Source organism: Devosia sp., from assembly GCF_048261455.1.
Lineage (GTDB): Bacteria > Pseudomonadota > Alphaproteobacteria > Rhizobiales > Devosiaceae > Devosia_A.
Window position 1 is genome coordinate 156,713 of sequence record NZ_JBLXGA010000004.1, and the last position, 26,823, is coordinate 183,535.

Annotated in this window: 19 protein-coding genes; 6 read left to right on the top strand and 13 right to left on the bottom strand. The window is 63.7% G+C overall.

Going from position 1 to position 26,823, the window contains the following annotated elements; all coding sequences use genetic code 11:
- Window positions 1-15: 15 nt before the first annotated feature.
- The 4 genes from ACN0TK_RS06205 to ACN0TK_RS06220 all read right to left on the bottom strand — a co-directional run bounded on the left by ACN0TK_RS06205 (window position 16) and on the right by ACN0TK_RS06220 (window position 5,693).
- Window positions 16-690: an invasion associated locus B family protein gene (locus ACN0TK_RS06205; RefSeq protein WP_417308596.1), complete on the bottom strand. Its 675-nt coding sequence runs from the start codon at window positions 688-690 to the stop codon at window positions 16-18.
- Between the two features lie 114 nt (window positions 691-804).
- Window positions 805-4,305, bottom strand: coding sequence for a transcription-repair coupling factor (gene mfd / locus ACN0TK_RS06210; protein ID WP_417308597.1), 3,501 nt, complete (start codon window positions 4,303-4,305; stop codon window positions 805-807).
- Window positions 4,302-4,595, bottom strand: a complete 294-nt coding sequence (locus ACN0TK_RS06215; RefSeq protein WP_417308598.1) for a succinate dehydrogenase assembly factor 2 — start codon at window positions 4,593-4,595, stop codon at window positions 4,302-4,304. Before ACN0TK_RS06215 ends, mfd begins: the two co-directional genes overlap by 4 nt.
- A 111-nt stretch (window positions 4,596-4,706) precedes the next feature.
- A complete protein-coding gene (locus ACN0TK_RS06220) occupies window positions 4,707-5,693 on the bottom strand; it encodes a calcium/sodium antiporter (protein WP_417308599.1) in 987 nt (328 codons plus the stop codon).
- 173 nt (window positions 5,694-5,866) lie between these two features.
- Here ACN0TK_RS06220 and recG point away from each other — a divergent pair, with 173 nt between their 5' ends.
- Complete coding sequence (gene recG, locus ACN0TK_RS06225; protein WP_417308601.1) at window positions 5,867-7,975, top strand: ATP-dependent DNA helicase RecG; 2,109 nt, start codon at window positions 5,867-5,869, stop codon at window positions 7,973-7,975.
- 4 nt (window positions 7,976-7,979) lie between these two features.
- Here recG and ACN0TK_RS06230 read toward each other — a convergent pair whose 3' ends face one another.
- The 7 genes from ACN0TK_RS06230 to ACN0TK_RS06260 all read right to left on the bottom strand — a co-directional run bounded on the left by ACN0TK_RS06230 (window position 7,980) and on the right by ACN0TK_RS06260 (window position 15,027).
- Window positions 7,980-8,360, bottom strand: coding sequence for a HesB/IscA family protein (locus tag ACN0TK_RS06230; protein WP_417308602.1), 381 nt, complete (start codon window positions 8,358-8,360; stop codon window positions 7,980-7,982).
- Window positions 8,361-8,426: 66 nt separating this feature from the next.
- Complete coding sequence (locus tag ACN0TK_RS06235; protein ID WP_417308603.1) at window positions 8,427-8,828, bottom strand: SUF system Fe-S cluster assembly protein; 402 nt, start codon at window positions 8,826-8,828, stop codon at window positions 8,427-8,429.
- A 53-nt stretch (window positions 8,829-8,881) separates the two neighbouring features.
- Window positions 8,882-10,102 carry a cysteine desulfurase gene (locus ACN0TK_RS06240; RefSeq protein WP_417308604.1) on the bottom strand — a complete coding sequence of 407 codons (1,221 nt, stop codon included), beginning with the start codon at window positions 10,100-10,102 and terminating at the stop codon, window positions 8,882-8,884.
- 159 nt (window positions 10,103-10,261) lie between these two features.
- Window positions 10,262-11,461 (bottom strand): Fe-S cluster assembly protein SufD, encoded by a 1,200-nt coding sequence (gene sufD / locus ACN0TK_RS06245; protein WP_417308605.1) that lies wholly within the window; start codon window positions 11,459-11,461, stop codon window positions 10,262-10,264.
- Between the two features lie 12 nt (window positions 11,462-11,473).
- The gene (sufC, locus tag ACN0TK_RS06250; RefSeq protein WP_417308606.1) at window positions 11,474-12,238 is read right to left on the bottom strand and encodes a Fe-S cluster assembly ATPase SufC; all 765 of its coding nucleotides are present in this window, start codon (window positions 12,236-12,238) and stop codon (window positions 11,474-11,476) included.
- A gap of 115 nt (window positions 12,239-12,353) precedes the next feature.
- Window positions 12,354-13,862, bottom strand: coding sequence for a Fe-S cluster assembly protein SufB (gene sufB / locus ACN0TK_RS06255; protein WP_417308607.1), 1,509 nt, complete (start codon window positions 13,860-13,862; stop codon window positions 12,354-12,356).
- Between the two features lie 10 nt (window positions 13,863-13,872).
- Window positions 13,873-15,027 (bottom strand): cysteine desulfurase family protein, encoded by a 1,155-nt coding sequence (locus ACN0TK_RS06260; RefSeq protein ID WP_417308608.1) that lies wholly within the window; start codon window positions 15,025-15,027, stop codon window positions 13,873-13,875.
- A gap of 292 nt (window positions 15,028-15,319) precedes the next feature.
- Here ACN0TK_RS06260 and ACN0TK_RS06265 point away from each other — a divergent pair, with 292 nt between their 5' ends.
- Window positions 15,320-15,982: an alpha/beta hydrolase gene (locus ACN0TK_RS06265; protein WP_417308737.1), complete on the top strand. Its 663-nt coding sequence runs from the start codon at window positions 15,320-15,322 to the stop codon at window positions 15,980-15,982.
- A 124-nt stretch (window positions 15,983-16,106) separates the two neighbouring features.
- Complete coding sequence (gene tyrS / locus ACN0TK_RS06270) at window positions 16,107-17,357, top strand: tyrosine--tRNA ligase (RefSeq protein WP_417308609.1); 1,251 nt, start codon at window positions 16,107-16,109, stop codon at window positions 17,355-17,357.
- A gap of 96 nt (window positions 17,358-17,453) precedes the next feature.
- Here the strand turns inward: tyrS and ACN0TK_RS06275 are convergent, their stop codons facing one another.
- Window positions 17,454-17,903, bottom strand: a complete 450-nt coding sequence (locus ACN0TK_RS06275; RefSeq protein ID WP_417308610.1) for a universal stress protein — start codon at window positions 17,901-17,903, stop codon at window positions 17,454-17,456.
- Between the two features lie 77 nt (window positions 17,904-17,980).
- Complete coding sequence (locus ACN0TK_RS06280; RefSeq protein ID WP_417308611.1) at window positions 17,981-21,442, bottom strand: hypothetical protein; 3,462 nt, start codon at window positions 21,440-21,442, stop codon at window positions 17,981-17,983.
- A 155-nt stretch (window positions 21,443-21,597) separates the two neighbouring features.
- On the opposite strand from ACN0TK_RS06280, the gene ACN0TK_RS06285 reads away from it, so the two are divergent.
- The 3 genes from ACN0TK_RS06285 (at window position 21,598) to ACN0TK_RS06295 (ending at window position 26,763) form a co-directional block, all read left to right on the top strand.
- On the top strand, window positions 21,598-22,071 hold the full coding sequence (locus ACN0TK_RS06285; protein ID WP_417308612.1) for a peroxiredoxin: 474 nt from the start codon (window positions 21,598-21,600) through the stop codon (window positions 22,069-22,071).
- Window positions 22,072-22,167: 96 nt separating this feature from the next.
- A complete protein-coding gene (locus tag ACN0TK_RS06290) occupies window positions 22,168-23,331 on the top strand; it encodes a M23 family metallopeptidase (protein WP_417308613.1) in 1,164 nt (387 codons plus the stop codon).
- Between the two features lie 159 nt (window positions 23,332-23,490).
- Complete coding sequence (locus tag ACN0TK_RS06295; RefSeq protein ID WP_417308614.1) at window positions 23,491-26,763, top strand: thiamine pyrophosphate-dependent enzyme; 3,273 nt, start codon at window positions 23,491-23,493, stop codon at window positions 26,761-26,763.
- Window positions 26,764-26,823: the final 60 nt, after the last annotated feature.

Consider the following 26,823-nt stretch of genomic DNA (forward strand, 5'->3'; position numbering starts at 1 on the left):
TGTCTGTGGTCTGGCTTACTGGCCGGCGGCCGGCTCTTCCGCCGGTGCGGCATCCGCACCACCGTCAAGCTGGCGACGCAGCTCTTCAGCGCGATCCTGCAGCTGCTTTTCGAGATCGCTCGAATCCGGCGAGGACTGCTTGTTGAACTCGTCAAAGCTCATCGCTTCCTCACCGTCATAGGTGGCGGTGAAGCCGGCGAGATTGATCGAAATTACCAGATCCTTGTTCTGCCGGTTCTTGGCGGTCAGCTTTAGCGTGCCGCCCTTCTTCAGGCTGTTCACATAGGCTTCGTTGATCACCAGCTGGGTCGAGCACGACACCGGATCGCACAGCAGGAACGGCACGCGGATCGGCTTGCCGCCATCGATCTGCCAGGTCAGGCCGAACGGCAGCAGCACGCCGAGCGGCACAGCGGCAACGGCAGACAGCCGGCTTTCCTGGCCCGGGTCATCGCGCAGCAGGAACGAGCCCTGGAACTGCCCATTGTTCACCACGACCTGGCGCATGATACAGGCCTTCTTGCCATCCTCGAGCGGATCGCAAACCTTCAGCCAGTTCTGCGGAGTCGGAGCGGCAGTTCCCCCCTCTGCCGCCGGTGCCGCGGTCTCATCCTGCGCCACGGCAGCCGACATCGGCATGAACAGCGCGGCGACAGTCATGCCGGCAACAACTAGCTTTTTAAAAGTCATCGAATTCCCTTGGATTTAAGATCGAAGGCGGCGCCCCACAGCCCTGCGTTTCTACTACGCTCTTCAAGGCATTAAATCGGGCAATAACATGACCGGTACAACCGGCAACAGCCTTTATCCCGCAAGTGTAGTCGTGCGCGCCCCGTCTTCTGCGAGCCGCGCCATGCGCGAAAGGATAGCCGCTGTCCCCTTGAGCCGCGCTTCGGCGTCCGGCCAGTCACGCGAAAACACAAGTTTCTGATCGGGCTTGATGCGGACACGCATCGCCGGATCGGACACCAGTTTGACGAGGCCAGCCGGATTCGGGAACTCCTGATGCCGCAGCGTCACGACCGCGCCCTTGGGACCGGCATCGACCTTTTCGACATTGGCCAGCCGGCACAGCGACTTGACCAGAATGACCTTCAGCAGCGCCTCGACCTCTTCGGGCAAAGGCCCGAACCTGTCGATCAGCTCCGCCCCGGCGGCATCGATCTCACGCGCATCTGTCAGATCGCCCAACTGCCGGTAGAGCTGCATGCGCACCTGCAGGTCCGGCACGTAGCTTTCGGGAATCATCACCGGCATGCCCAGAGAAATCGTCGGGCTCCATTCGCTGCGGTCCTCATAGGCGCCCTCGCCCTGCCGCAGCGCGGCAACTGCTTCCTCCAGCATCGCCTGGTAGAGCTCGAACCCGACCTCACGGATATGGCCCGACTGCTCGTCGCCGAGCAGATTGCCCGCGCCGCGAATATCGAGATCGTGGCTCGCCAGCTGGAAACCGGCACCGAGGCTTTCGAGGGACTGCAAGACGCTCAACCGCCGCTCGGCAGTGTCGTTCAGCTTGCGGTCGGGCGGGATCGTGAACAGGGCATAGGCGCGCTGCTTTGACCGGCCGATGCGACCACGGATCTGGTAGAGCTGCGCCAACCCGAAATTATCCGCCCGGTGCACCACCAGCGTATTGGCGTTGGGAATGTCGAGGCCGGATTCGACGATCGTCGTCGCCACCAGCACGTCGAACTTGCCATCGTAAAAAGCGTTCATGATGTCGTCGAGTTCGCCCGCAGCCATCTGGCCATTGGCGACGACAAAGCTGACCTCGGGCACTTCATTCCGAAGGAAGTCAGCAATCTCGGGCTGATCCTTGATCCGCGGCACGACGTAGAATGCCTGCCCACCGCGATACTTCTCGCGCAGCAGCGCCTCACGCACGCTCAGCGGATCGAACGGCGAAATAAAGGTACGGACGGCCAGCCGGTCGACCGGCGGCGTTGCCAGCAGGCTCAGGTCGCGCACCCCGGTCAGCGCCAGCTGCAAGGTGCGCGGGATCGGCGTCGCGGTGAGCGTCAGCACATGGACGTTTTCCTTGAGCTCTTTCAGCCGCTCCTTGTGACCGACGCCGAAATGCTGCTCCTCGTCGACGATCAGCAAGCCCAGGTTCTTGAAGGCGATGGATTTCGACAGCAGCGCATGGGTGCCGACGACGATATCCACCTTGCCGTCGGCCAGTTCCTGTTTGGTGTTCTTCAAATCGGTCGCAGAGACCAGCCGAGAGGCCTGCGCCACGCGCACCGGCAGGCCGGCAAAGCGTTCGCGGAAGGTCTTGAAGTGCTGGCGCGACAACAGTGTCGTCGGCACCACCACCGCCACCTGCTGGCCCGACATCGCCACGGCGAAGGCGGCGCGCAACGCAACCTCGGTCTTGCCGAACCCCACGTCGCCGCAGACCAGCCGGTCCATCACCCGGCCCGCTGCAAAGTCCGAGAACACCGCATCGATTGCCGTGAGTTGGTCCTCTGTCTCCTCATAGGGGAATCGCGCCGCGAACTCCTCGTAAAGCCCCTCCTGCATGTCGACCGGCGACGCACTCGTCAGCGCGCGCTGTGCAGCGATCTTGATCAGCTGATCCGCCATCTCGCGGATGCGCTTTTTCAGCCGGCTCTTTTTGGCCTGCCAGGCGACACCACCGAGCTTGTCCAGCTCGGTGACCGTGTCCGAGCCATAGCGCGACAGCAACTCGATATTCTCGACCGGCAGATAGAGCTTGGTATTGCCGGCGTATTCGATCTCGACGCAGTCGTGCGGTGCGCCCGTGACCTCGATCGTCTTGAGACCGAGGAACCGGCCGATGCCATGGTCGACATGCACCACCAGATCGCTGGCCGACAGGCTGGTAGCCTCCGTCAGTGCATCCGAGGCCTTCCGCTTGCGCTGCTGGCGCAGCATGCGCTCGCCCAGAATGTCCTGCTCGCTGAGCACCAGCAGATCGTCGGTCTGGAACCCCGTCTCGAGCCCCAGCACCACCAGCGCGGTCGTCGCCGCCGAGGTGGTGACGGCGTCCTGCCAGTTTTCGGCCAGCCGCGGATTGGTGAGCTCGTGGTCGCTCAGCACCTGCGCCATGCGGTCGCGCGAGCCTTCGCTCCAGCAGGCAATCACCGTGTGCCGCTTGGCCTTCTGCTGTGTCTTGAGCTGCTTGACCACCGCGCCGAACAGATTGACGTCCTGCGCCTGGCGCTCGGCGGCAAACGACGGCGCCACACGGCCACCGGCGTCATCCGTCGTGATGGCGTCTGGCGCCAGGAAGGGCGACAGTTGCACCACACCATTCTTCGGCGCCAGACGATAGAGCTCCGTATCGATCTCGTAGAGCTCGGCCGGCGGTACCGGCTTGTAGGGCGCCACGCTGGCTGTCGCCGGCTGCTTTGTGGTGCGGGCCGTCTCCCGCGCCTCGTAATAATCGACAATCTGCTTTTGCCGGTCGACAAATGCCTCGGTCGCCTGGTCGTCGAAGACGAACGGCGCATCCTCGGTATAGGCGGTCAGCCGATCGACATGGCTGTAGAAATACGGCAGCCAGTGCTCGAGCCCCGGATAGCGCTGCCCCGAGCTGATCGCGGCATAGAGTTGATCGTCCACCGTGTTGCCGCCGAACGCCGACGTATAGCGCGAGCGGAACCGCTTTATGCTCTCCTCACTCAGCAGCACCTCGCTCATCGGTGCCAGTGAGATACGCTTGAGATTGCCAGTCGTGCGCTGACTCTCGGGATCGAAGGTGCGGATCGTTTCCAGCTGCCGGCCGAAAAAGTCGAACCGCAGCGGCGCCTCGGCGCCCGCCGGGAACATGTCGATCAGCCCGCCGCGTACCGCATATTCGCCCTGCTCCCGCACTGTCGGCACGCGCAGATAGCCGTTGCCCGCGGCCCAGCCCATCAGCTTGTCGCTGTCGACCACCTGACCCGCAGCGGCCGCAAAACTCATCGAGGCGACCAGGTCGCGCGGCGGTAGCTTCTGCACCAGCGCATTGACGGTCGTCAGCAGGATGGCGCCGGTGGTCGCGGTGGTCGTCATTGCCGACAGGCTCGTCATCCGCGCCGCAATCGTCACGCCGTTCGGCGACACCCGGTCATAAGGCAGACAGTCCCAGGCCGGCAGGGTCAGCACCTGATGCCCCGGCAGCAATTGCGCCAGCACATCCGCCATCCGCTGCAACCGGCGCCCGTCTCGCGCCACGAACACCGCACTCACCGCAGCGTCAGGCGCTGCCTTCAGCCGCTCCTCGACCAGGCGCCCCAGCACGATCGGCTGCATGCCATCGGGGACATTGGAAATCGTGCGGTCGGCTGTGTCGGTCATTTGTCGCTTCGGAAGGCAAGCAGGCTGGCAATAAGCGCATGGTCGGCATCGGCGCGGGGCGTCTCGACACCGGTGATCCATGCGAGCAGTTCGGGATCGTTCTCGCTCAGAATGGCCTCGAACCTATCGAGTTCCTCCGCCGTCATGTCCGGCAGCCGAGCATCGGCGTAGGGGCCGAGAATCAGGTCCATTTCGCGCGTACCGCGATGCCACGCCCGAAAGCGTAAACGGCGCAGACGAATAGCCGGGTCTTCACCGGCGTCATTTTCGGAAGCCATGAGCAGGGTCATCTCGGATTGTGTCGGGGCCGTACTTATTCTGTTCTCGTGCAGCTGTCAGCCCAAAATCGGCTCGCGGCATCTGGGTTCCGGCGCAAACAGGGCTTCAAAGACGACCGCCGGTCAGTGATGAACCCAGAGCCACCAGATGTAGCCCGCATAGCAGGCGAGCAACAACGCCCCTTCCAAACGTGAGAATCTCCGGCCGGTATAGGCAAGGACAAGCGCGATCGCCGCTGCGCCGACCATAACCGGCATATCGAAGCTGCTGATATCCGCCGGCACCGGCCCTGGCGCGATGAGCGCAGTCACGCCACCGATGCCGAGAACATTGTAGATACTGGAGCCGACGATATTGCCGAACGCGACATCGGCCTGTTTGCGCAGCGCCGCGATCACCGAGGTCACCAGTTCCGGCAGCGAGGTCCCAAGAGCAACAATTGTCAGTCCGATGATGCTCTCCGAGATGTCCCATTCCCGCGCCAGCCCAACCGCGCCGGTAACCAGCAGGTTACCGCCCAATACGACGATACCCAGACCGGCAAGCGAAATGAGCAACGGCAAGGCCAGTGTCCGCGTTGACGACGGCTTGGATCGCAGCCCGGGGTCGGCCCCTTGAGCGGCTTCGCCCTTGTCGAACGCCGCACCATGGTCCGCAGCCTCCGCCTGCCGCTCCTGACGCAACGCGATCAGGATATAGCCCGCGAGTGTTGCAACGAACGCCGCACCGAGAAGGCGGCCGAAGTCGAGCAGCGCGGCGAGCAAGGCAAAGACCGTCACCACGAACACCATGAACACCCCGTCCCGCCTCAGGGCGCGGGAATCGACGAGCATCGGCGACAGCAGGGCAGAAACGCCAAGGATCAGAAGGATGTTGGCGATGTTGGAGCCGACGATGTTGCCATAGGCGATGCCTGGCGAACCGCTCAGCCCCGCCTGCACCGAGGTCACGAGTTCGGGCGCTGACGTGCCCAGTCCCACCAATGTCAGCCCGATGACCAAGGGCGAAACCCCCAGGCGGCTGGCAACGTCCACCGCGCCCCGCACCAGCAGTTCGCCACCGACAACAAGCAGAACGAAACCACCCAACAACAGCAGCCACAGCAACATGGACCGGTATCCTCGAGACATTAGGACGCGGCGCATGTCCGCTGCCGCAAGATCGGTACTTTCGCGGGCAAACGCAACGCGACGTGATGGTCAGGAACAGCTGCTTACCAGACTTTTGGCGCTCTCGCCGCTGGCGGCTGTCGTGCAACAAAACGCCCGGCTATAAGAGAGGGATGTCGCGCCCCACTGCCCTCGATCCGCTGTTTCGGTCCCTGCCCTCCATCAAGGGCGTGGGCGACAAGCTCGCCACCCTGCTAAATCGCTTCTTTGCCGCGCCCGAGGGGCAGGATGCCATCGCGCTCGACCTGTTGATGCATATGCCGTCCGGCTATGTGGATCGCCGCGCCCGCGTCAGCATTGCCCAGGCCGTGCACGACACGGTCGCGACGCTCAGCCTGCACATCGACCGGCATCAGCCGCCGCCCCGCACCCGCACGAACGTGCCGCACCGGGTCTTCGCCCACGACGAATCGGGAGAAATCCAGCTCATCTATTTCCGGGCCAATGGGGGTTGGGTCGAAAAGCTGCTGCCCGTCGGCGAGGATCGCATCGTGTCCGGCCGCATCGGCTTCTTCCAGGGCGAAAAGCAGATCACCCATCCCGACTATGTCGTCGACGCCGACCAGATGGACAGCCTGCCGCTGGTGGAGCCGGTCTATCCGCTCACCAACGGCCTCACCTCGCGCGTGCTGCTCAAGCTCGTGGCCGACATGCTGGCCACCCTGCCGGACCTGCCCGAGTGGATGCCTGCCGAGCGCCTCGCGCAGTTCAACTGGCCGGGCTTCTCCGCCGCCATGCGCGCCGTGCATCACCCCGACGCCCCCGAGGACGGTGTGCTCTACGGCCCCAATCGCATGCGCCTCGCCTATGACGAATATCTGGCCGGCCAGCTCGCGCTGCTGATCGTGCGCCAGCAGATGGTTTCGCCGCGCGGCACCGCCCGTGTCTTTTCGGGCGACATCTCATCCCGCCTCGAAGCCGCCCTCCCCTATGCCCTCACCGATGGCCAGCAGGCCGCCGTCGCCGACATCCGCACCGATCTCGCCGCGCCCGAGCGCATGTCCCGCCTGCTGCAGGGCGATGTCGGCGCCGGCAAGACCGTGGTTGCGCTCATGGCCATGGCCGCCATGGCCGAATCCGGCGCCCAGTCGGCTCTCATGGCGCCGACCGAGATCCTCGCCGCCCAGCATTTCCGCACCCTCGTGCCACTCTGCGAAGCCGTCGGCCTCGAAGTCGCATTGCTCACCGGCAAGATGAGTGCCGCCGAGCGCCGTGCCATTCTCGCGCGTATCGCCGAAGGAAAAACGCACATCGTCGTCGGCACCCATGCCCTCTTCCAGTCGGGCGTCGAGTTCCACGATCTCGGCCTCACCGTGGTCGACGAGCAGCATCGTTTCGGCGTCCATCAGCGCCTGGCGCTGAGCGGCAAGGGCAAGCACACCGACCTGCTGGTGATGACGGCGACACCCATTCCGCGCACCCTCGTCCTCACCCATTTCGGCGACATGGCGGTCTCGGTGCTGCGCGAAAAGCCGCGTGGCCGGCAGCCGATCGACACGGCCGTTCTGTCGATCTCCGAATATGCCCGCGTCGTCGAGCGGCTCCACTCTCGCATCGCCGAGGGCGCGCAGGCCTTCTGGGTCTGTCCGCTGGTCGAGGAAAGCGAAACGCTGGAGGTCGTCGCCGCCGAGGATCGCTTCGCCGAACTCAAGCAGGTCTTCGGCGATCGGGTGGTTCTGGTGCACGGCCGGATGAGCGCCGCTGCCAAACAGGCCGCCATGGACGCCTTCCAGCGCAACGAGGCCAAGATCCTTGTCGCCACTACAGTGATCGAAGTCGGCGTCGACGTGCCCAACGCCTCGATCATGATCATCGAGCACGCCGAACGCTTCGGCCTAGCGCAACTGCATCAGTTGCGCGGCCGCGTCGGGCGCGGCAGCCAGCGTTCCTCCTGCCTGCTGCTCTACAAGGGCCCGCTCAGCGAGACCGCGCAGGCCCGGCTCGAAACCATCCGCAAGACCGAGGACGGCTTCGAGATCGCGGAAAAGGATCTGGAGCTGCGCGGCCAAGGCGATGTGCTCGGCACCCGCCAGTCCGGCATGCCCGGCTACCGCCTCGCCGTCGCCGATGTGCATCGACACTTGCTCGACTGGGCGCACGACGACGCCAAGGCCGCGCTCGAACGCAATCCGGGCCTGACCGGCCCGGACGGAGAGGCGCTGCGCGCTCTGCTCTACCTGTTCAGAAAAGACCTGGCGATCCCGCTGCTGCGCGCCGGCTGAGCCCTCAGGCGCCAGTGCGCGCTTCGGCCAGCGCCTTGAGGTCGGCGGGCTTCAGCTGCACGCTTTCGCCACAGCCGCATTCGCCGGTCTGGTTCGGGTTCTTGAAGGTGAATCCGGACTTGAGGATATCTTCCTCGAAGTCCATCACCGTACCCAAAAGGAACATCGTCGCCTTGGGCTCGATCCACACCTCGACACCCTGATCGACCACATGGTCATCACCGGCCACGGCCTCGGTGACATAGTCGAGCGTATAGGCCTGCCCGGCGCACCCGGCATCCTTGATCCCGACGCGCACGCCGATAACCGGCTTGTCGCTGTCGGCGATGATCTCGTTGATGCGCTCCGCGGCAGCATCGGTGAGGGTCATGATTTTAAGGGCCATGGGATCGCTCTATCGTTGCAGAGACTTCATCGTCATCTGACGATATATAGACTCATTCGCTCCGCATTACCACCAGTTCAGCGCCACCTGGGCTTCTTCGCTCATGCGGCTCGCGTCCCACGGCGGATCGTAGACCATGTTCACGGTCACATCCTGCACGCCCTCGACGCTCATCGCAGCGTTCTCGACCCAGCCGGGCATCTCGCCGGCAACGGGGCAACCCGGCGCCGTCAGCGTCATGTCGATGGTCAGATTGCGGTTGTCGTCCAAGTCGACCTTGTAGATCAGGCCAAGCTCATAGATATCGACCGGAATTTCCGGATCATAGACCGTCTTTAGAGCCGAGATCAGGTCTGCGGTGATCCGCTCGACATCGTCGGCGGGAATCGCTTCGCTGGCGCTCGGGGTCAGCCGCGGAGCCTCGGCTGCCGGAGTCTCGGCCACTGCGGTCTCAGCCTCTGCGGACATCTGTTTTGCTTGGGCGTCTTCAGACATATGGCAATCGCTTCGTGTTGGGGCCGTCAGGCAAAAAAGCGCTGGGCCTTCTCGACGCCCTCGGCGAGAGCGTCGATATCGTCTTTGCCCGTATATAGGCCGAACGAGGCCCGACAGGTAGAGCTAACCCCGAACCTTTGTAGCAGCGGCATTGCGCAATGCGTTCCGGCGCGCACCGCAATGCCGTAGCGGTCGAGGATCGTAGCGATGTCGTGGGCATGCGCACCCTCGACCTCGAACGAGAAAATACCGCCCTTGTCAGGCGCTGTGCCGATCAACCGCAGCGAGTTGATCCGGCTCAGCCGCTCCATCGCATAACCGGTCAGTTCCGCTTCATGCGCCGCGATGGCGTCGTGCCCGATCGTCTCGATATAGTCGATGGCGGCACCTAGCCCGATCGCCTGCACGATCGGCGGCGTTCCGGCCTCGAACCTGTGCGGCGGCGTGTTGTAGGTTACGCTGTCGCGCGTCACGACGTCGATCATCTCGCCGCCACCATTGAACGGCTGCATCTCGGCGAGCAGGTCATAGCGTCCGTAGAGCACGCCAATGCCGGTCGGCCCGTAGAGCTTGTGCCCGGTGCACACATAGAAATCGACGCCGAGATCCTGCACGTCGACCTTCAGGTGCACCGCACCCTGGCTGCCGTCGACCAGCACGGGGATGCCCCGGGCATGAGCAATCTCGGCGATCTGCCTGATCGGTGTCACCGTGCCCAGCACGTTCGACATATGGGTGATCGCCACCATTTTGGTACGATCCGTCAGCGCTGCCTCGAAATCCGCGATATCGAAGCTGCCGTCATCGCCGACATCCACCCAGTTCAGCACTGCGCCCTTGCGCTCGCGATGAAAGTGCCATGGCACGATGTTGGAGTGATGCTCCATGATCGACAGTACAATCTCGTCACCGGCGCCGATCCGGGGCCCGAGGAAGGAGGACGCGACGAGGTTGATTGCTTCCGTCGCCGAGCGGGTAAAGACGATCTCTTCCGCGCGCCCCGCATTCAAAAAGCGCGCCACACTCTTCCGCCCATCCTCATAGGCTTCGGTCGCCCGGTTCGCCAGCGTGTGGAGGCCCCGGTGGACGTTCGCATAGGCATGCCGGTGCGCCCAGTCCATCTTGTCCAGCACGGCATTCGGCTTTTGCGCCGACGCCCCGGAGTCGAGATAAACCAGCCGCTTGCCGTGGATTTCCTCGGCGAGGATCGGAAAGTCGGCGCGGATCTGTGCGAGGTCGAATGTCATCCGGTCATCCTGCGCGAGGTGTCCCTCACCCTTGTCCCCTCACCCAATTGAGCAGGAGGCGATGGCACCCTGCGGTGCCACCTTGAAATTTGACGCCATCTCGGCTGCGTCCCTTGGGAGGCAGCCACGCAAGTGGCGGCTATGACGCTTCGCTACAACCTAGGCGCGCAGCCAGCTTTCGATCACGCCGTCCAGCGCGGTCTTCAGCGTCTCGGGCATGATCGGGTCGATCACTTCCGCAAGGAAGGACCGCGTCAGCATCGTCTCGGCCTCGGCCCGCGGAATGCCGCGGCTCATCAGATAGAACAGCGAATCCTCGTCCAGCCGGCCGCAGGTGGCGCCATGGCCGCACACCACGTCATCGGCGTAGATTTCGAGTTCCGGCTTGGCGAGAATGCTCGCCTCGTCCGACAGCATCAGCCCCTGCGCCATCATCTTGGCGTCGGTCTTTTGCGCATCGCGCGCCACCACCAGACGGCCCTGTACCACGGCCGTTGAACGGCCACGCGCCACCGATTTGAACAGCGGCTGCGAGGTCGTGTGCGCCACCGCATGGTTCGAATCCATCGTCACGTCGACATGCTGGCCGTCGCTCACGAGGTTCAGCGCCGTGATGTCGCCATGCGCGTTGGCACCGCCATAGCGCGGGAACAGTTGCACCCGGCTCAGCTTGCCGCCGGCATTGACCACCAGGGTCCTGAGCTTGGCGCCTTCGGCAAGGTGATACTCGGCCGTCGCGAACAGCGTCGCGTCACTCGGCATCAGATTGACGATGACATGCGTCAGCTCGGCATCCTTGCCGAGCGCCACATAGCTCGCGGCATTGCCGACATGCGCGGCGTCCGAGCCGGAAAGCGTCTCGACAACCACGGCTTTGCCGCCCTCGCCCAGATAGATCTTCGCGCCGCTCGCCACATGCGCTGCTGCCCCGTCGATCAGCCGATCGATCTGGATCACGCCTTCGATCTCGCCATCGAGCTCGAGGCTCAGGCTGTCACCGACCAGCGCATTGTTGAGCCGAACCAGCACGTCATCGCGCGTCGTCAGCACGCCGCCCGGCGTCGTATCTGCCTTGATCGCACTGGGCAGATCGTCCGGAAGCGCAACGTTGCCGTTACGGATTTCGATCCGCCGCGCGCCATCAACCGACAGCTTTGCACCGCTCGCCTCGCCATTTTCGGCCGCAAGCTCGGGCACGGCCCGCAGCAATGTTTTGAGATCGGTATAGTGATAGCTCTCGACGCGCCGCGTCGGCAGCCCGGAGGCGCCCAACCGCTCGGCCTCGGCGGAAGCACCACGGGCGTTCAACTGAGCAATCAGCGTCTCTTCGGCCGGACCAAGCCGGACGGGTACCTGCATAGCCATGATCGCTTACGCTGCCTTCTCGCCGTCGAACGCCGCATAGCCCTTGGCTTCGAGTTCCAGCGCCAGATCCTTGTCGCCACTCTCGACCACACGGCCATCCGAGAACACATGCACCCGGTCGGGGACGATGTGGTTCAAAAGCCGCTGATAATGGGTGATGACCAGCATGGCACGACTCGGGTCGCGCAGCGTGTTGACGCCATTTGCCACCACCTGCAGCGCATCGATATCCAGCCCGGAATCTGTCTCGTCCAAAACGGCCAACGCCGGCTTGAGCAGCGCCATCTGCATGATCTCGGCACGCTTTTTCTCGCCACCTGAGAACCCGACGTTCAGCGGCCGCTTCAGCATGGCGCTATCGACATTGAGCTGCGTGCCGGCCTCTTTGACCGCCCGCATGAAATCGGGGGTCGACAGCTCGTCCTCGCCACGCGACTTGCGCTGCGCGTTCATCGCCGCCTTGAGGAAGGTCATGGTCGCAACGCCCGGGATCTCGATGGGGTACTGGAACGCCAGGAACAGGCCCGCCGCGGCCCGCTCGTCGGGCTCCATCTCAAGGATGTTCTCGCCATTGAGCAGCACTTCGCCCTCGGTGACCTCATAGTCTTCCTTGCCCGCCAGCACATAGGAAAGCGTCGACTTGCCCGAGCCGTTGCGGCCCATGATGGCATGCACTTCGCCACCCGGGATCGTCAGGTTGACGCCCTTGAGGATTTCACGCTCCTCGATACGGGCATGCAGGTTGCGGATTTCCAGTACGGGGGTGCTCATCGCTCGTCTCCAGTTTGCGAACGGCGTCGCCTGTTGGCGCCAGCCGGAACCTTCTTTGTCTCAGTAGACCTCGGCGCGAGCCCGTCACATGACGAGGCCGCGCCGGGTATTTGCCTTAGCCCACGCTGCCTTCGAGGCTGATCGAGATCAGCTTCTGCGTCTCGACCATGAATTCCATTGGCAGGTGCTGCAGCACGTCGCGCACAAAGCCGTTGACGATCAGCGCCACCGCCTCTTCCTCGCTCAACCCGCGCTGCTGGCAGTAGAACATCTGGTCGTCCGAGATCTTCGACGTCGTCGCCTCGTGCTCGAACACCGCGCTCGCATTGCGGCTCTCGATGTAGGGCACGGTATGCGCCCCGCACTTGTCGCCGATCAGCAGGCTGTCGCACTGCGTGAAGTTGCGCGCATTCTTGGCCTTGGCATGCGCCGAAACCTGTCCGCGATAGGTATTGTCGGAAAAGCCCGCCGCGATGCCTTTGGAAATGATCCGGCTCGAGGTGTTCTTGCCTAGATGGATCATCTTGGTCCCGCTATCGACCTGCTGATAGCCGTTCGAGATCGCGATCGAGTAGAACTCGCCGCGGCTGTTGTCGCCCCTGAGGATGCAGCTAGGATATTTCCAGGTGATCGCCGAACCGGTCTCGACCTGGGTCCAGCTGATCTTGGAATTGTCGCCCCGGCAATCGCCGCGCTTGGTGACGAAATTATAGACGCCGCCCTTGCCGTCCTTGTCGCCCGGGAACCAGTTCTGCACCGTCGAGTACTTGATCTCGGCATTGTCCATGGCAACCAGCTCGACCACCGCCGCATGCAGCTGGTGCTCGGCCCGCGCCGGCGCCGTGCAGCCCTCGAGATAGCTCACATAGCTGTCTTCGTCGGCGATCAGCAGCGTGCGCTCGAACTGGCCGGTCTTGGCCTCGTTGATGCGGAAATAGGTGCTCAGCTCCATCGGGCACCGCACGCCCTTGGGAATGTAGCAGAACGACCCGTCGGTAAAGACGGCCGAATTCAGCGTCGCATAGTAGTTGTCCGACGGCGGCACCACCGTGCCGAGGTACTTGCGCACGAGATCGGGGTATTCGCGGATCGCTTCCGAGATAGAGCAGAAGATGATGCCCATCTTGTTCAGCTCTTCGCGGAAGGTCGTCGCGACCGACACCGAGTCGATCACCGCATCAACCGCGACATTGCTGCTCGGCTGCTCGACGCCGGCCAGCAGTTCACGCTCCTTCAGCGGCACGCCCAGCTTCTCGTACATTTCCAGCAGCGCCGGATCGACCTCGTCGAGACTCTTGGGCCGGTTTCCCGAGCCCTTCGGCGCGGCGTAGTAATACATGTCCTGGAAGTCGATCTGGGGGTAATGCACCTTGGCCCAGGTCGGCTCGGTCATGGTCAGCCAGCGCCGATAGGCCTCGAGCCGCCACTCCAGCATCCACTCCGGCTCTTCCTTCTTCGCCGAAATGAACCGGATCGTGTCCTCGTTAAGCCCCTTGGGGGCCATGTCGGACTCGATCAGCGTTTCGAAGCCATATTTGTACTTGTCGACATCGAGGGCCAGGACCTGATCGACGGTCTCCTTCTCGATCTCTTCCTTGAGGGTCGGGATGTCGTAATTGGCCATCTTCGTCTTCCTATGCCGCAACGCCGTGACGGGCACGATGCCGCCCGACGACGTCGCCAAAACCATTCAGATAAGCTTCCGCGTCCTGTTTTGTAGAGGACCAGCCGAAACTCACACGCAGGGCGCACTCGGTCAGCGCAGGCGCGACGCCCATCGCCTTGAGCACATGGCTCGGCCCGACCTTGCCCGAAGAACAGGCCGAACCCGATGAAACCGAAATCCCAGCGAGATCGAGCCCCATCATCGCCACCGAGGCCTTCAGCCCCGGCACCGCAAAATTGCTGACATTGCCGACGCGCTCGGCCGCCGCGCCAAAAACCACGAGGTCCGGCGCGATCTCGCGCATCCCTGCCTCGATGAAGCGCACCAGCTCCCCGACATCGGCCGCCCGATAGTGCTCGGGGAAGGCCTTGGCCGCTGCGCCGAACCCGGCGACAAGTGCCGCCGCCTCGGTGCCGCCGCGCCGGCCACTCTCCTGACCGCCGCCGGGGATCAGCCGGACCTGGTCCGCATGGCCCTTCATCAGCAAGGCGCCAATGCCAGTCGGGCCGCCGATCTTGTGCGAGCCGACCGCCATCAGATCCGGCGCCCGCGACGCAAAATCCAGCGTGGTCTTGCCAATTGCCTGCGCCGCGTCGACGAACAGATAGTGCGGGCTCGCGCCAACCAGCGCCTCGATCCGGCCCATCGGCTGGACGACGCCCGTCTCATTGTTCACCTGATGCACCGCGACCAGCATCCGCATGCCGACCATATCCGCCTGCTCCAGCATCCGGGCGATGTCATCGACCTTGATCAGCCCATCCGCATCGAGCCCGATCAGTTGCACCGGCAGCCCGGTCGCCTCGGCCGCTTTCAGAACCGCGCCATGCTCGCCTTCGGACACCGCAATCGCATCGACGTTGAACGCCCTGGCACCGCCCACGATCGCCTGGGTAATCGCCTCGGTCGCCGACCCGGTGAAGACCACCTGGTCACGCTCGGCGCCCGCCAGCTTAGCGACATCGCTCCGCGCCCTGTCGATCAGCGCCCGCAGCGCCCGGCCATGCTGATGCACCGACGACGGATTACCGGTCAGCGCCAATGCATCGACCAGCGCCAGCCGCGATTCCGCCAGCAGCGGCGCGGAAGCATTATGGTCGAGATAGGTGGCCGGTCGTTCCATGAACGTCTGGTTTGCCTCTGTCATTGCGGGTGGCCCGGCGGCGCCGAGGCGGGCAGGAACCAAACACTTCTTGAAATCTGGCGCTCACTTTCTCTAAAAGGAGCGCTCACCAGCAGCCGGGCCCGGTCGGCAGACCTGTTCAGCTGCGCGAAAAAGTCAGTTTAGAATAATTCGAAACTGGTTTTTCGGCCCCTGTTGTAGGGAGCGGCGGACACTTCGTCAAGCCGACAGGCCGGTTGCCGGAGCGAGCCTGATGCTCGTGTCCCAAGCCGCGCACCTCATGGAAGCGCATATGCCAGAAGTCATCTTCAACGGACCCGAAGGGCGGCTCGAAGGCCGCTACCAGCAGGGTAAAGACCCCAACGCACCCATCGCCATCGTGCTGCATCCGCACCCGCAGTTCGGCGGCACGATGAACAATCAGATTGTCTATAATCTGTTCTACATGTTTGCCGAGCGCGGTTTCTCGGTGCTGCGGTTTAATTCGCGCGGCGTCGGGCGCTCGCAAGGCCTGTTCGATCACGGTATCGGCGAACTGTCCGATGCCGCCGCAGCGCTCGACTGGCTGCAGTCCCTCAATCGCGAATCGCGCGGCTGCTGGATCGCCGGTTTCTCGTTCGGCGCCTGGATCGGCATGCAGCTTTTGATGCGCCGTCCGGAGGTCGAGGGCTTTATCTCTGTCAGCCCCCCCGAAAACCTCTACGATTTCTCCTTCCTCGCCCCCTGCCCCTCGTCGGGTCTGATCATTCATGGCGAGAAGGACCGCGTCGCACCGCCGGCTTCGGTCCAGAAGCTGGTCGACAAGCTCCAGGCACAGAAGGGCATTACCATCGAGCAGCAGATCGTCGATGGCGCCAACCACTTCTACGAGGGCAAGATCGACGACCTGACCGAAGCCTGCGCCGAATATCTCGATCGTCGCCGCGAAGACATCGCCAACGGCGGCGGCCGCTGACCGGCAAACGTCGCACCATTTGGGGACCTCAACCTTCAGCCGTCAGGCCGGGGGGCCCCACAGCACCGATCTCGTGGGTTCGACACGCAACCCGCGGGGCTTCACGAACCTCAGTGATTGCCAGATGACCAAGTACAAGTCCGACTTCCTGAACATCCTTGAGCAGCGTGGCTTCATCCACCAGATTTCCGACCCCGAGGGTCTGGATGCGCTGGCCGCAAAAGGCCGGATCTCGGGCTATGTCGGCTATGATGCCACCGCGACCTCGATCCACATCGGCAATCTGATTTCGGTCACCATGCTCTACTGGCTGCAGCACACCGGCCATCAGGCGATCAGCCTGATGGGTGGCGGCACCTCGATGGTTGGCGATCCGTCATTCCGCGATGATCAGCGCCGCCTGCTGACCGTCGAGCAGATCGCCGCCAATATCGAGAGCATCAAGTCGGTCTACAGCCACATTCTCGACTATGAGGGCTCCAACCCTGCCATCATGGTCAACAATGCGGATTGGCTCCTCAAGCTGAACTACGTCGAGTTCCTGCGCGACGTCGGCAAGCATTTCTCGGTCAACCGCATGCTGAGTTTCGACTCGGTCAAGCTGCGGCTCGATCGCGAGCAGTCGCTCAGCTTCCTCGAGTTCAACTACATGATCATGCAGGGCTACGACTTCGTCGAGCTCAACCGCCGCTACGGCACGGTGCTGCAGATGGGCGGGTCCGACCAGTGGGGCAACATCATCAATGGCGTCGACCTCAGCCACCGCATGGATGGCAACCAGCTCTACGCCCTGACGACGCCGCTGCTGACCAAATCCAGCGGCGAGAAAATGGGCAAGTCGGCATCCGGCGCCGTCTGGCTCAATGCCGATCTCTTCAGTCCCTATGACTTCTGGCAGTACTTCCGGAACACCGAAGACGCAGACGTCGAGAAATGGCTGAAGATCTTCACGCGCATGCCGCTGGACGAAGTCGCGCGCCTGGGGGCGCTCGGCGGATCCGAATTGAACGAAGCCAAAAAGATATTGGCGACCGAAGTCACCGCCATCGTGCATGGCCGCGAAGCGGCCGAACAGGCTGCCGCAACCGCACAGGCCACATTCGAATCAGGCGCAATCGATCTGTCGCTGCCGACCATCGAAATCGCCAGCGGCGAACTCGATGCCGGCATGGGTCTGCTCAACGCCATGGTCTCGGCCGGGCTCGCCGGCTCCAACGGCGAAGCCCGTCGCCACGTACAGTCCGGCGCGGTCCGCATCAACGACACGGTCACCGATGACGCCCGCGCGACACTCGACAGCGCCGCACTACTACCCGAAGGCGTGGTAAAGCTGTCGGTCGGCAAGAAAAAGCACGTGTTGCTGAAGCCGGTCTGACCAGCCAACGGAACTCCGCCTGCCTCGACGACCGGGACGAGACAGGCGGGCTACGATCGCGCAGCGAGGCCGCGCCCGCAGCTGCGTCAAGAAGCGTCAGCGGGTAACCAGCACCGGCAGCTTGCTCTGCGCCAGCACATTGGACGTCTGACTGCCCAGCAGCAGCCGGCTGATCCCCCGTCGGCCATGCGACCCCATGACAATCAGGTCTGCGTTACCCTTTTCAGCGGTAGCGACAATGCCTTCGGCGGCAAACGAATTGTCCACCAGCACGGTCTTGGCGGTCACGCCTTCCGCTTTGGCAATCTTCTGGGCTTCTTCCAGCACGTCCTTTGCCTGTGCCGCGACGGCCTCGGTGTATTCGGGCAATTGGTCGAAGGCTGTCCCGCCGAATGCCGCATAACCGGAGCCGACCAGCGTCGCAGGCTCGATAACAGTGACGATCGTCACCTCGGCGCCGGACAGTTTGGCGATGGCGCACCCCTGCTGGATAGCGCCCTGTGCGAGTTCGGAACCATCAGTGGCGATGAGAATCTGCTTGTACATGAAATGCACCTCCAGCTTTTGATATGGGGAGCATAGCGCGATCGCCAACGGCTGGCTTGATCCGGCTCAAGCGCCGGCTATTCCTCGCGGGGGATTTCGCGGGCGCGATATTCGAACAGCCGCCGGAAGGCACCCGGCACCAGGGCCGAGATCGGGTTGACCTTGAACTCCGGCTTGTCCAGCGCCCCGCGAATGGCGAACGTCACGGCAAACAGCCCTTCGCCGTCGCGGCCCGCAAGCGGTCCGAGCAACTTGCCAAAGGCGTTGTTCAGGCCGAACAGCGGCACATAGGTCCCCGTCAGGTCGTATTCGCCGCGATCGGTATAAATGAAGCCGCGCGCCGTGCCGCCGACTGTGGTGCCGGCCAGCAGCGCCTCGGTGATCTCCACACGATCGGAGCGGCGGACGAAGTCCACATCAGCGCTCTTGAACTCCAGCTTGCCCGAACCGGAAATGATCCGCCGCGAGTCGCGGCCGTTCCCGAGAATCTGCGCGACGTTCTTTTCGTCAACGATGGCGAAGTTATCGAGTGAGAACTGCCCGCGGTCGACCTTGTCCTTGGTATTGGTCGCCAGAACCAGGCTTCCCGCGCCGCCTTCGATGTTCGGATAGATGTTCAACAGGCGCAGCAGCGTGCCCAGATCATTGAACGCCACCGACATCGTGCGGCCGCTGTTGGTCGGATTCGTTGTCACAGAGATCGAACGGTTGCCGCCCAAATTGGCCTGCAGATTGACCCGTTGCAGGTCCGTGCCCTTCAGCCGAAGGTCGAGATTGAGATTGAACGCCGTGGTTCGATAAAAGCCCACCGCGCGTTTCAGCTCCACATCCAGCATGATCGTCTGGTCGATCGCCGTGGCCTGAGGCCCACCCGCGCCCCCGTCCAGGCTGAAGAAGCGCTCGAGCATGGGCTTGAGATCGAGCTGATCGCCCCTGATCCGCACAGCATAACCGCCATCCCGCGGTTCCATCGACATCGAGGCCGAGTCGCCCTCGCTGAGCCTGATGGTGCTGAACTCGGCAGATTGCAGGCCCTTTTTCAGGTCGACCTTCAGCCCGCCAGCCAGCTTCACGTTGCCGAACGCGATATCCACTTGGCTGACATCAGCCAGATCGTCCGTCTGCCGGATGGCCGCCTTGGCGGAGCCCTTGACGCCCACGGCCTTCGAAATGCCGAGGTCCTTGATCGTCAGCGCCGCCTGCTCGAGGTCCACCGCCAGCTGGATCGAACTGTCGGCCATCACTTTGGCAACGAACTTCACCTTGCCGTTGAGGAACTCCGACACGTCGAAGCCCAACTTCTTGAAATCGGCGACATCGATCGTCGTACTCAGCAGCATGTCCGGCGGCGGCGCGTTCTCTTCGAGCTTCCCGTCGATGACGACATCGGCAGAAATGCCGTCGATCGAAGCCTGTCCGGTCAACTGGTACCCGGCCTGCGATGCAATGAACGACAATTGCCCGTTGTCGATCGAATGACCCTGCAGCGGTTCGGTGGAGCCGAAATCCTGCAGCACGCCGTTGATTGCATAATCGGTGCTGCGCGGCTCGCCAGTCGCCTTGTCGAGAATGATCGTCGACACCAGCGACAGGGACAGTTTGCCAGCGATGGAATCGATGCTGATCGGCAACTCGGCGGCGGCCAGCGCCTCGGGCTGCTGCACTTTGGCCAGGGCCACCAGCGGCTTGATATTGCTCGACAGGTCGCCGGAAATCTCGACCACCTGTGTCTCGTCGGTATCCGGCGAAAACACCAGCGCCGCATTGGCGATCGCGATCGGCCCCTTGTCGGTAGGCACCGTCGCCCCATCGGCCGAAATCGTCACGTTCTCGCCCCGCACCAGCAGCCTGGTCTCGCCATCGACCGTGATGGGGTCCATTGTATCGAGCGGCTGCACCTGCACGTCTTCGCCCACGATGTTGATCGTCATGGCATTCGCCGGCAGCGGGACATTGCTGTTCGGATCGAGCGAACCCACCGGAAAATCATACCGCATCGACGACGCCTTGAGCCGGCCACCGACCACGGACTTGACGAACCACTCGCGCGACTCCGGCGCCAGCATCGGCAGCCACAGCCGCTTCACGTCCTCGGCGCTCATCTTGTCGCCGGCGACGGTAAGCTGGAACCCGGCGCCCGATTGCAGCATGTCGAGCCGCCCCGTCGCCGCCAGCTCCGAACCGTCGGCCTTTTTCATCTCGAACCGGTCGATGCCCACCGCGCCATATACGGGCGCCGACCAGCCGGCGAAATTCATCTCGTCGAAGGGCGCATCAACCGGCCCGACATCCGAAACGATCGCGATGTCGCGCCCGGTGATCGACATGCTGACGATCGGCCCGAACTTCGGGTCGAGCCCCATCCGGAACACACCCTTGAAGAACCCCGAGTTCTCGCCGACGCGAAACTCGGCCTCGTCCATGGTAAAGGTGGACGTGTCCGGGTCCCACTTCACCTCGGCGATCGAACTGACGATGGGAATATACTCGCCGTTCAGCTCGACATCGGTGCCCGTCATGTCGAGATGGAAAACGCCACCGGTTATCCTTCCCGTCGGATCGAAGCCGACATCGATCGACACTCCGCTCGAGCCGATCATTTTGAATGGCGAGGATTTGTCCTCGAGGAAGGTCACGAAGTCGCCGATGTTGACGTTGTTGATCGACGTCACCAGCTTTGTGCCGCCCTCCCCGTCGGGCAACTGCTCCAGCATGCCGCTCATCACCGTGCCGGCGAAATCCAGTGAGAACTCTCCGCTAGCACCCGTCGCATCGCGGTTCGGCGCCACATCGAGCGTGATCTCGCGGAAGGTGCGAAAGATGCCATAGAGCGCATCATTCATGTCGAGCGTGCCACCGCGCACCACAAGGCGCGAAAAGTTCCCCTGCCGTGCTTGCTCGACGATCCCGGCAATCCCCTCCTGCGCGGCCATCAGGTTGTAAATCAGCCAGTCATTGTCCGACCGCATGCCCAGACCCATCTGCGGCACATTGCCGGCCATCTCGACACCACTGGGCGACAGGTCGATATCGGGAAAGGCCTCCTGCCCTTCGATAATGCGCACGGTGCGCCCGCCATCCGGATCATCGACATACTCGAACTTGGCGAGCCGCGGGCCGAACAGGTCCTGGTTCACCTGCAGATGCGGACCGACGATCGTCACGGTCGCGCCCGGCTGTCCCACCAGGGCGCGTATCGGCGAGAACCCGACTTCCAGCGCCTCCATGCTGACAGCGCCGCCGGTCTTTGAATCGGTGTAGAGAACTGGCGTGAAGCGGATGACTGGCCAGACGAACCCTTCGAGGGCCAGCGCCATGTCACCCAGTTCGAGTTGCGATCCCTCGGGCATCGAGGCCAGCACGACATTGCGCACCTGCTTGGCCGCGAAGGGCAGAGGGATGGGCGTGATCATCAGCACGACATAGATCAGTGCCAGCAGCGCCACCGGGACGGCCAGAAACCATGCCGCCACCCGCCACAGAATACGAGATGCCGAACGCTTGCGGATTTCGGTGTCAGGCGCTGGGGTGGGTTTCACTGTTTTCCGACTTGAGACTGCCCGCTGCGACGCCCTATCCTAGAATCATCCGGCGCGAGTTCTAACTGGCTGATGATACCGGCTGGAATGTGGCACCAACACCCCACCACAGCCGCTTTCCGAAGCATTTCTCTCTTCATTTACGGACGATTACCATGCCCGAACCCGGCGAAACTGCACCCGACTTCGCGCTGCCGCTCGATGACGGGTCGACATTCACGCTTTCAAGTGAACGCGGGCATCCTGTTGTTCTGTATTTCTATCCGCAGGACGAAACGGAAGGCTGCACCATCGAAAATCGCGCCTTTACCGCGCTGGCACCTCAGTTCGCTGAACTCGGTGTCACGGTGATCGGCATCTCGCCCGACAGCGTCGAAAGCCACTGCGCCTTCCGCGACAAGCACGGCCTCGCCCTGCCCCTCGCCGCCGATCCCGACCACAAGGTCATCGACGCCTACGGCCTGTGGCAGCTCAAAAAGATGTTTGGCAACAGCTATATGGGCGTCAAGCGCGGCACGGTACTGATCGATGCCGACGGCCGCATCTTTCGCACCGTGATGGCGCCGCGCGTCAAGGATCACGCCGATAAGGTGCTGACGGCCACGCGCGAGATGGTGGCGACTGCCTGACCATCCTCAACTGATCGCAGCAACACTTTCGGCTTTGATTAACCTTAATGAGCCATGATTGGAACCAATTGAGTAGTGTGTTCCGGAGTATGCGGCGTGCGTGCGAAGTCAGAGGCCAGAAGGCCGCAGGTCAAAGTGTTCAGCCGGCCCAAGCCGGCACCCAAAACCGCGTCCGGCCCGGGGATACGACCTGCCCTGTTCTATAGCGTCTTTGCGCTGCTGTTCGGCTCCAATGTGCTGACCGCCGTCGCGCTGATGATGGCGCCGGATATCGCCGCGCTCGCGGGCGACAAGACGGCCATGGTCACCGCCGCCTACGAGGATCGGATCGCCCAGCTCCGCGTCGAAGTCGACCGGCTGCACTCGCGCCAATATGCCCAGGCCGGTGACATCAATCTGCAGCTGCAGGAAGTCAGCCAGCAACAGGAAGTCCTGTCGGAGCAGCACCAACTGGTTCGCCAGCTCGCCGCCAAGGCAGCAGAAATGGGCCTGCAGACGGCCGACCTGAAGATGACCGCCCCAGTTCCGCCGATTCCCGCGGTGCGCAGCGGGACCGACGAACTCGCCGATGTTTCTGCAAAGATGCACACAATGATGGACGAGAGCCGCCTGGCCCTCGCCGCCATCTCGCAGAGCGCCACGCAGTCGACGCTCGCCATCCTGGGCGCGCTCGATGACATCGGTATCAAACCAGCCCTGCCAGATGATGCGACCGCCATGGGTGGCCCGCTGCTACCGGAGGCAACGACGGCGCGCCCCATCAGTCTCGCCGACGAAGCGACGGAGGCCTTTCAGGCCCTCGCCCGTTTCCGGGCCGCACGAGGTGCGCTCGACTTCGCACCCATTCACGGCCCGATGGCGGACATGAGTCGGGTCAGCTCGAACTTCGGCAATCGCCGCGATCCATTCACCGGCAAGCGCGCCTTTCACGGCGGCATCGATTTCCCGGCAGCCCGAGGCACCCCCGTCCTCAGCGCTGGCGAAGGCAAGGTCACTTTCGTCGGCCGCAAATCGGGCTACGGCAATGTCGTGGAAGTCACCCACGATACCGGTCTCATCACCCGCTACGGGCACCTGTCCGCCTTCATTGCCAAGCAGGGTCAGAAGGTGAGCGCCGGCACGCCAATCGCCCGCGTCGGCTCTACGGGGCGTTCGACCGGCCCGCATCTGCATTTCGAGGTCCGGCGGAAAAATGTGCCGCTAGACCCCACGCGCTTCCTTGCGGTGGGACGCAAACTTCAGCAGTATTTGGGCGCTTGAGCCATACGTGGCGCATGGGGGCAACGTCTGGCGCACATCAGCCATGCGTGGCAGTTGTGCACGTGATCGGCGGTAGCGTTTCTTTCACGACGGGTTTACGCTCAACCGCAAATGCTGATGACGTCCGACATTCCAACGATGTTGCGCCTGCATCGTGCGATGTTTATCGCACGTGAGGTTGATCGGGTTGAGCAGGACCTGGTCAAGCAGGGCCTCGCGCATTTTCATGTTTCCGGCGCCGGCCACGAATCGACGGCTCTGATCGCCGACTATCTCGGCGCCGATGACTGGCTGCATTTGCATTATCGCGACAAGGCTTTGCTGCTTGCCCGCGGCCTGCCCATCGCCGAGTTCTTCCGCGGCCTCCTCGCCACCGGCCCGTCCCATTCCGCCGGCCGGCAGATGAGCGCCCATTTTTCCGCTCGCGACCTGCGTGTCGCCTCGATGGTGGGCCCGGTGGGCAACAATGCCCTCCACGCCGTCGGCAACGCCCAGGCGGTCAAACACCATCCCGATGCGCCGGTAGTCCTGTGCTGCGTCGGCGACGGGACCACGCAGGAGGGCGAGTTTCTCGAGGCTGTGGCCGAAGCCGTCCGATCCGAGGCCCCGGTCATCTTCCTCGTCGAAAACAACCGCTGGTCCATTTCCACCAGCACCCCCGGCCAGACCTTCTTCGACCTGCCGTCAGGCCCGGCCGACAGTATCTTCGGCCTGCCGATCGCCCGCGTCGATGGCGTTGATCTCACCGCCACGCGCGCCGCCTTCGAAACCGCCGTCACGGCGACCCGAGCCAGCCGCGGGCCCGCCATGATCGTCCTCGATGTCGAGCGGCTGACCAACCACACCAATGCGGACGACCAGACGCTTTACCGCAGCGATGCCGATATTGCCGCCAGCGCCAGACGCGATCCGCTCGCCTCCATCCGTCAGTCCCTGCGCGAATCTCAGATGGGCGAAGAGGCACTGGCCCAGCTCGAAACCTCTCTGATCGCCGAAGTGGCCCAGGCCGCTGCGGAAGCACGTGCCGAGGCGGCCCCGCAGACGGCCGGGACGGCAAAGGCGCCCTACCCGACTGAGATCGCCAGCCGGCGCGAGTATCGCGGTGACGACAAATCACCAGCGCTCAACATGCGCGAGGCACTCAACCGCGTGCTGCGCCAGCATCTGGAGAGCGATGCCGAGGTTGTCCTCTTCGGCGAGGACATCGAAGACCCCAAGGGCGACGTCTTCGGTGTGACCAAAGGGCTCTCTACGGCCTTCCCGGGACGGGTGCACAATTCGGCCCTCACCGAATCGACCATCGTCGGCACTGCCATCGGCCGCGCGCTCGCCGGCCAGCGCCCCGTCGGGTTCCTGCAGTTCGCCGATTTCCTGCCGCTGGCCTTCAACCAGATCCTCAGCGAACTCGGCTCCATGTACTGGCGCACGGATGGTGCCTGGCAGGCCCCGGTGATCCTCATGGTCTCGTGCGGCGGCTACAAGCCGGGCCTCGGCCCCTTCCACGCCCAGACGCTCGAAGGCCTGCTTGCTCATGTGCCTGGCATCGACGTCGTCATGCCCTCGAGCGCCGGCGATGCCGCGGGACTGCTCAACGCCGCCTTCGCCTCGGGCCGCCCGACGGTTTTTCTCTACCCCAAATCGAGCCTCAATCTCTCGGACCGCCGCACCTCCGACGATACCGACACCCAGTTCGTCCTCCCCGGTCGCGCCCGCACCGTGCTGCCCGGCACCGAACTGACGCTCGTCACCTGGGGCAACCCTTTGGCCCAGAGCCTGATGGCGGCAGAAACTTTCGCGGCTGCCGGCGGCGGCATCGAGGTCATCGATCTGCGCTCGATCTCCCCTTGGGATGAAGAGGCGGTGCTCCGCTCCGTGCGCCGCACCGGCAAGCTGCTGGTGGTCCACGAAGACAATCACACCACCGGCTTCGGTGCCGAAGTGCTGGCCACCGTGCTCGAGAAAGCCGGATGTCCGGTCGAGGCACGCCGCGTTACCCGCGACGATATCCATGTGCCGTTCCAGTTCGAGCGCCAGATCGACGCCCTGCCCTCCTACCGTCGCATCATCGAAGCCGCTGCAGCGCTGCTGAAATTCGATCTCGAGTGGGAAGCACACGCGGCCGAGACCGGCCCCACCGCCGTCACCGCCATTGGCTCCGGCCCGGCCGACGACGAGGTGGAAGTCATCGAACTGCTGGTCCGACCCGGAGACACCGTCCAGGTGGGCGATCTCGTCGCCGTGGTTGAAGCCACCAAAGCCGCTGTGGACGTCCAGTCGACTGTTGCCGGCAAGGTGCTGTCACACGCCGCCGAGCTGCGCCAGAAGGTCCAGGTCGGCGCGCCGCTGATCTATGTCGAGGCCGATCCGGACTCCGTGACCCAGACCCGGGCGCGCACCACCGAGCGGATCGACACGGCCCATCTGACGCGCCGCGCAGCACAGCCGGTCGCTGCAACGCCGCAGCATGTCGAGGTTGCCGTCGGCGTTGCCGGTATCGCCGTCACCACCGGCGGCCGCAAGGTCAACAACGCCGACCTCAAGGGCAACTGGCAGACCCGCGACGCCGCCGATATCGTCAAGCTCACGGGCATCGAAAGCCGCCGCTGGGTCATGCCGGGCGAGACCGTGCTGTCTCTCGCGACCGATGCCACCCGCAAGCTTCTCACCGAGCAGCAGCTCGAAATCACCGATATCGATCTGGTCATCGCCACCACCGGCACGCCCGATGTCATCACGCCGTCGCTGGCCTGCCGCGTAGCCGACGCGGTTTCCCCGGGTGGCCGCATCAGCCTGCCGGCCTATGACATCAACGCCGCCTGCTCGGGCTACCTCTACGCGCTCGGCCAAGCCCGCGACTACGTCAGCCGTAACCCGAACGCCCGGGTGCTGATTGTCACCTCGGAAGTGCTGTCGCCGCTGCTCGACCAGAACGACTTCAACACCGCGGTCATTTTCGCCGACGCCGCCACCTGCACCCTGGTGCAGTCGCTCGAGCGCGATGCCACGCCGCTCTTCACCTTCGCCCAGCCGACCATTTCCGGCGCGCCCGAAGCGGGAAAGCTGCTCAAGGTGCCGCGCGCCGGCAACGGCTATGTGGAAATGAATGGCCGGGAGGTGTTCTCCGATGCCGTCCGGTCGATGACCCAGACGCTGGTCTCGGCCTGCGCCGCCGAAGGCATCACCATGGACGACATCGATCTCATGGTGCCGCATCAGGCCAATCAGCGCATCATCGATGCTATCGCACGGCGCTCCGGCCGCCCGGCGCATTCGATCATCCGCACCATGGGCAATACCAGCTCGTCCACCATCCCGATGGCCCTGATGGACGCGCTGCCGGGCCGACAGCCCGGCGACCGCCTTGGCCTCGTCGCCTTCGGCGGCGGCATCACCTACGCCGCCGCCATCGCGACAGTTGGCGGCAAGGCCTGACACCAGGCGAGATTTGTCGGCCGCCATTGGGGTAGTTTGCACCCGCAGCTAGGACGCGCG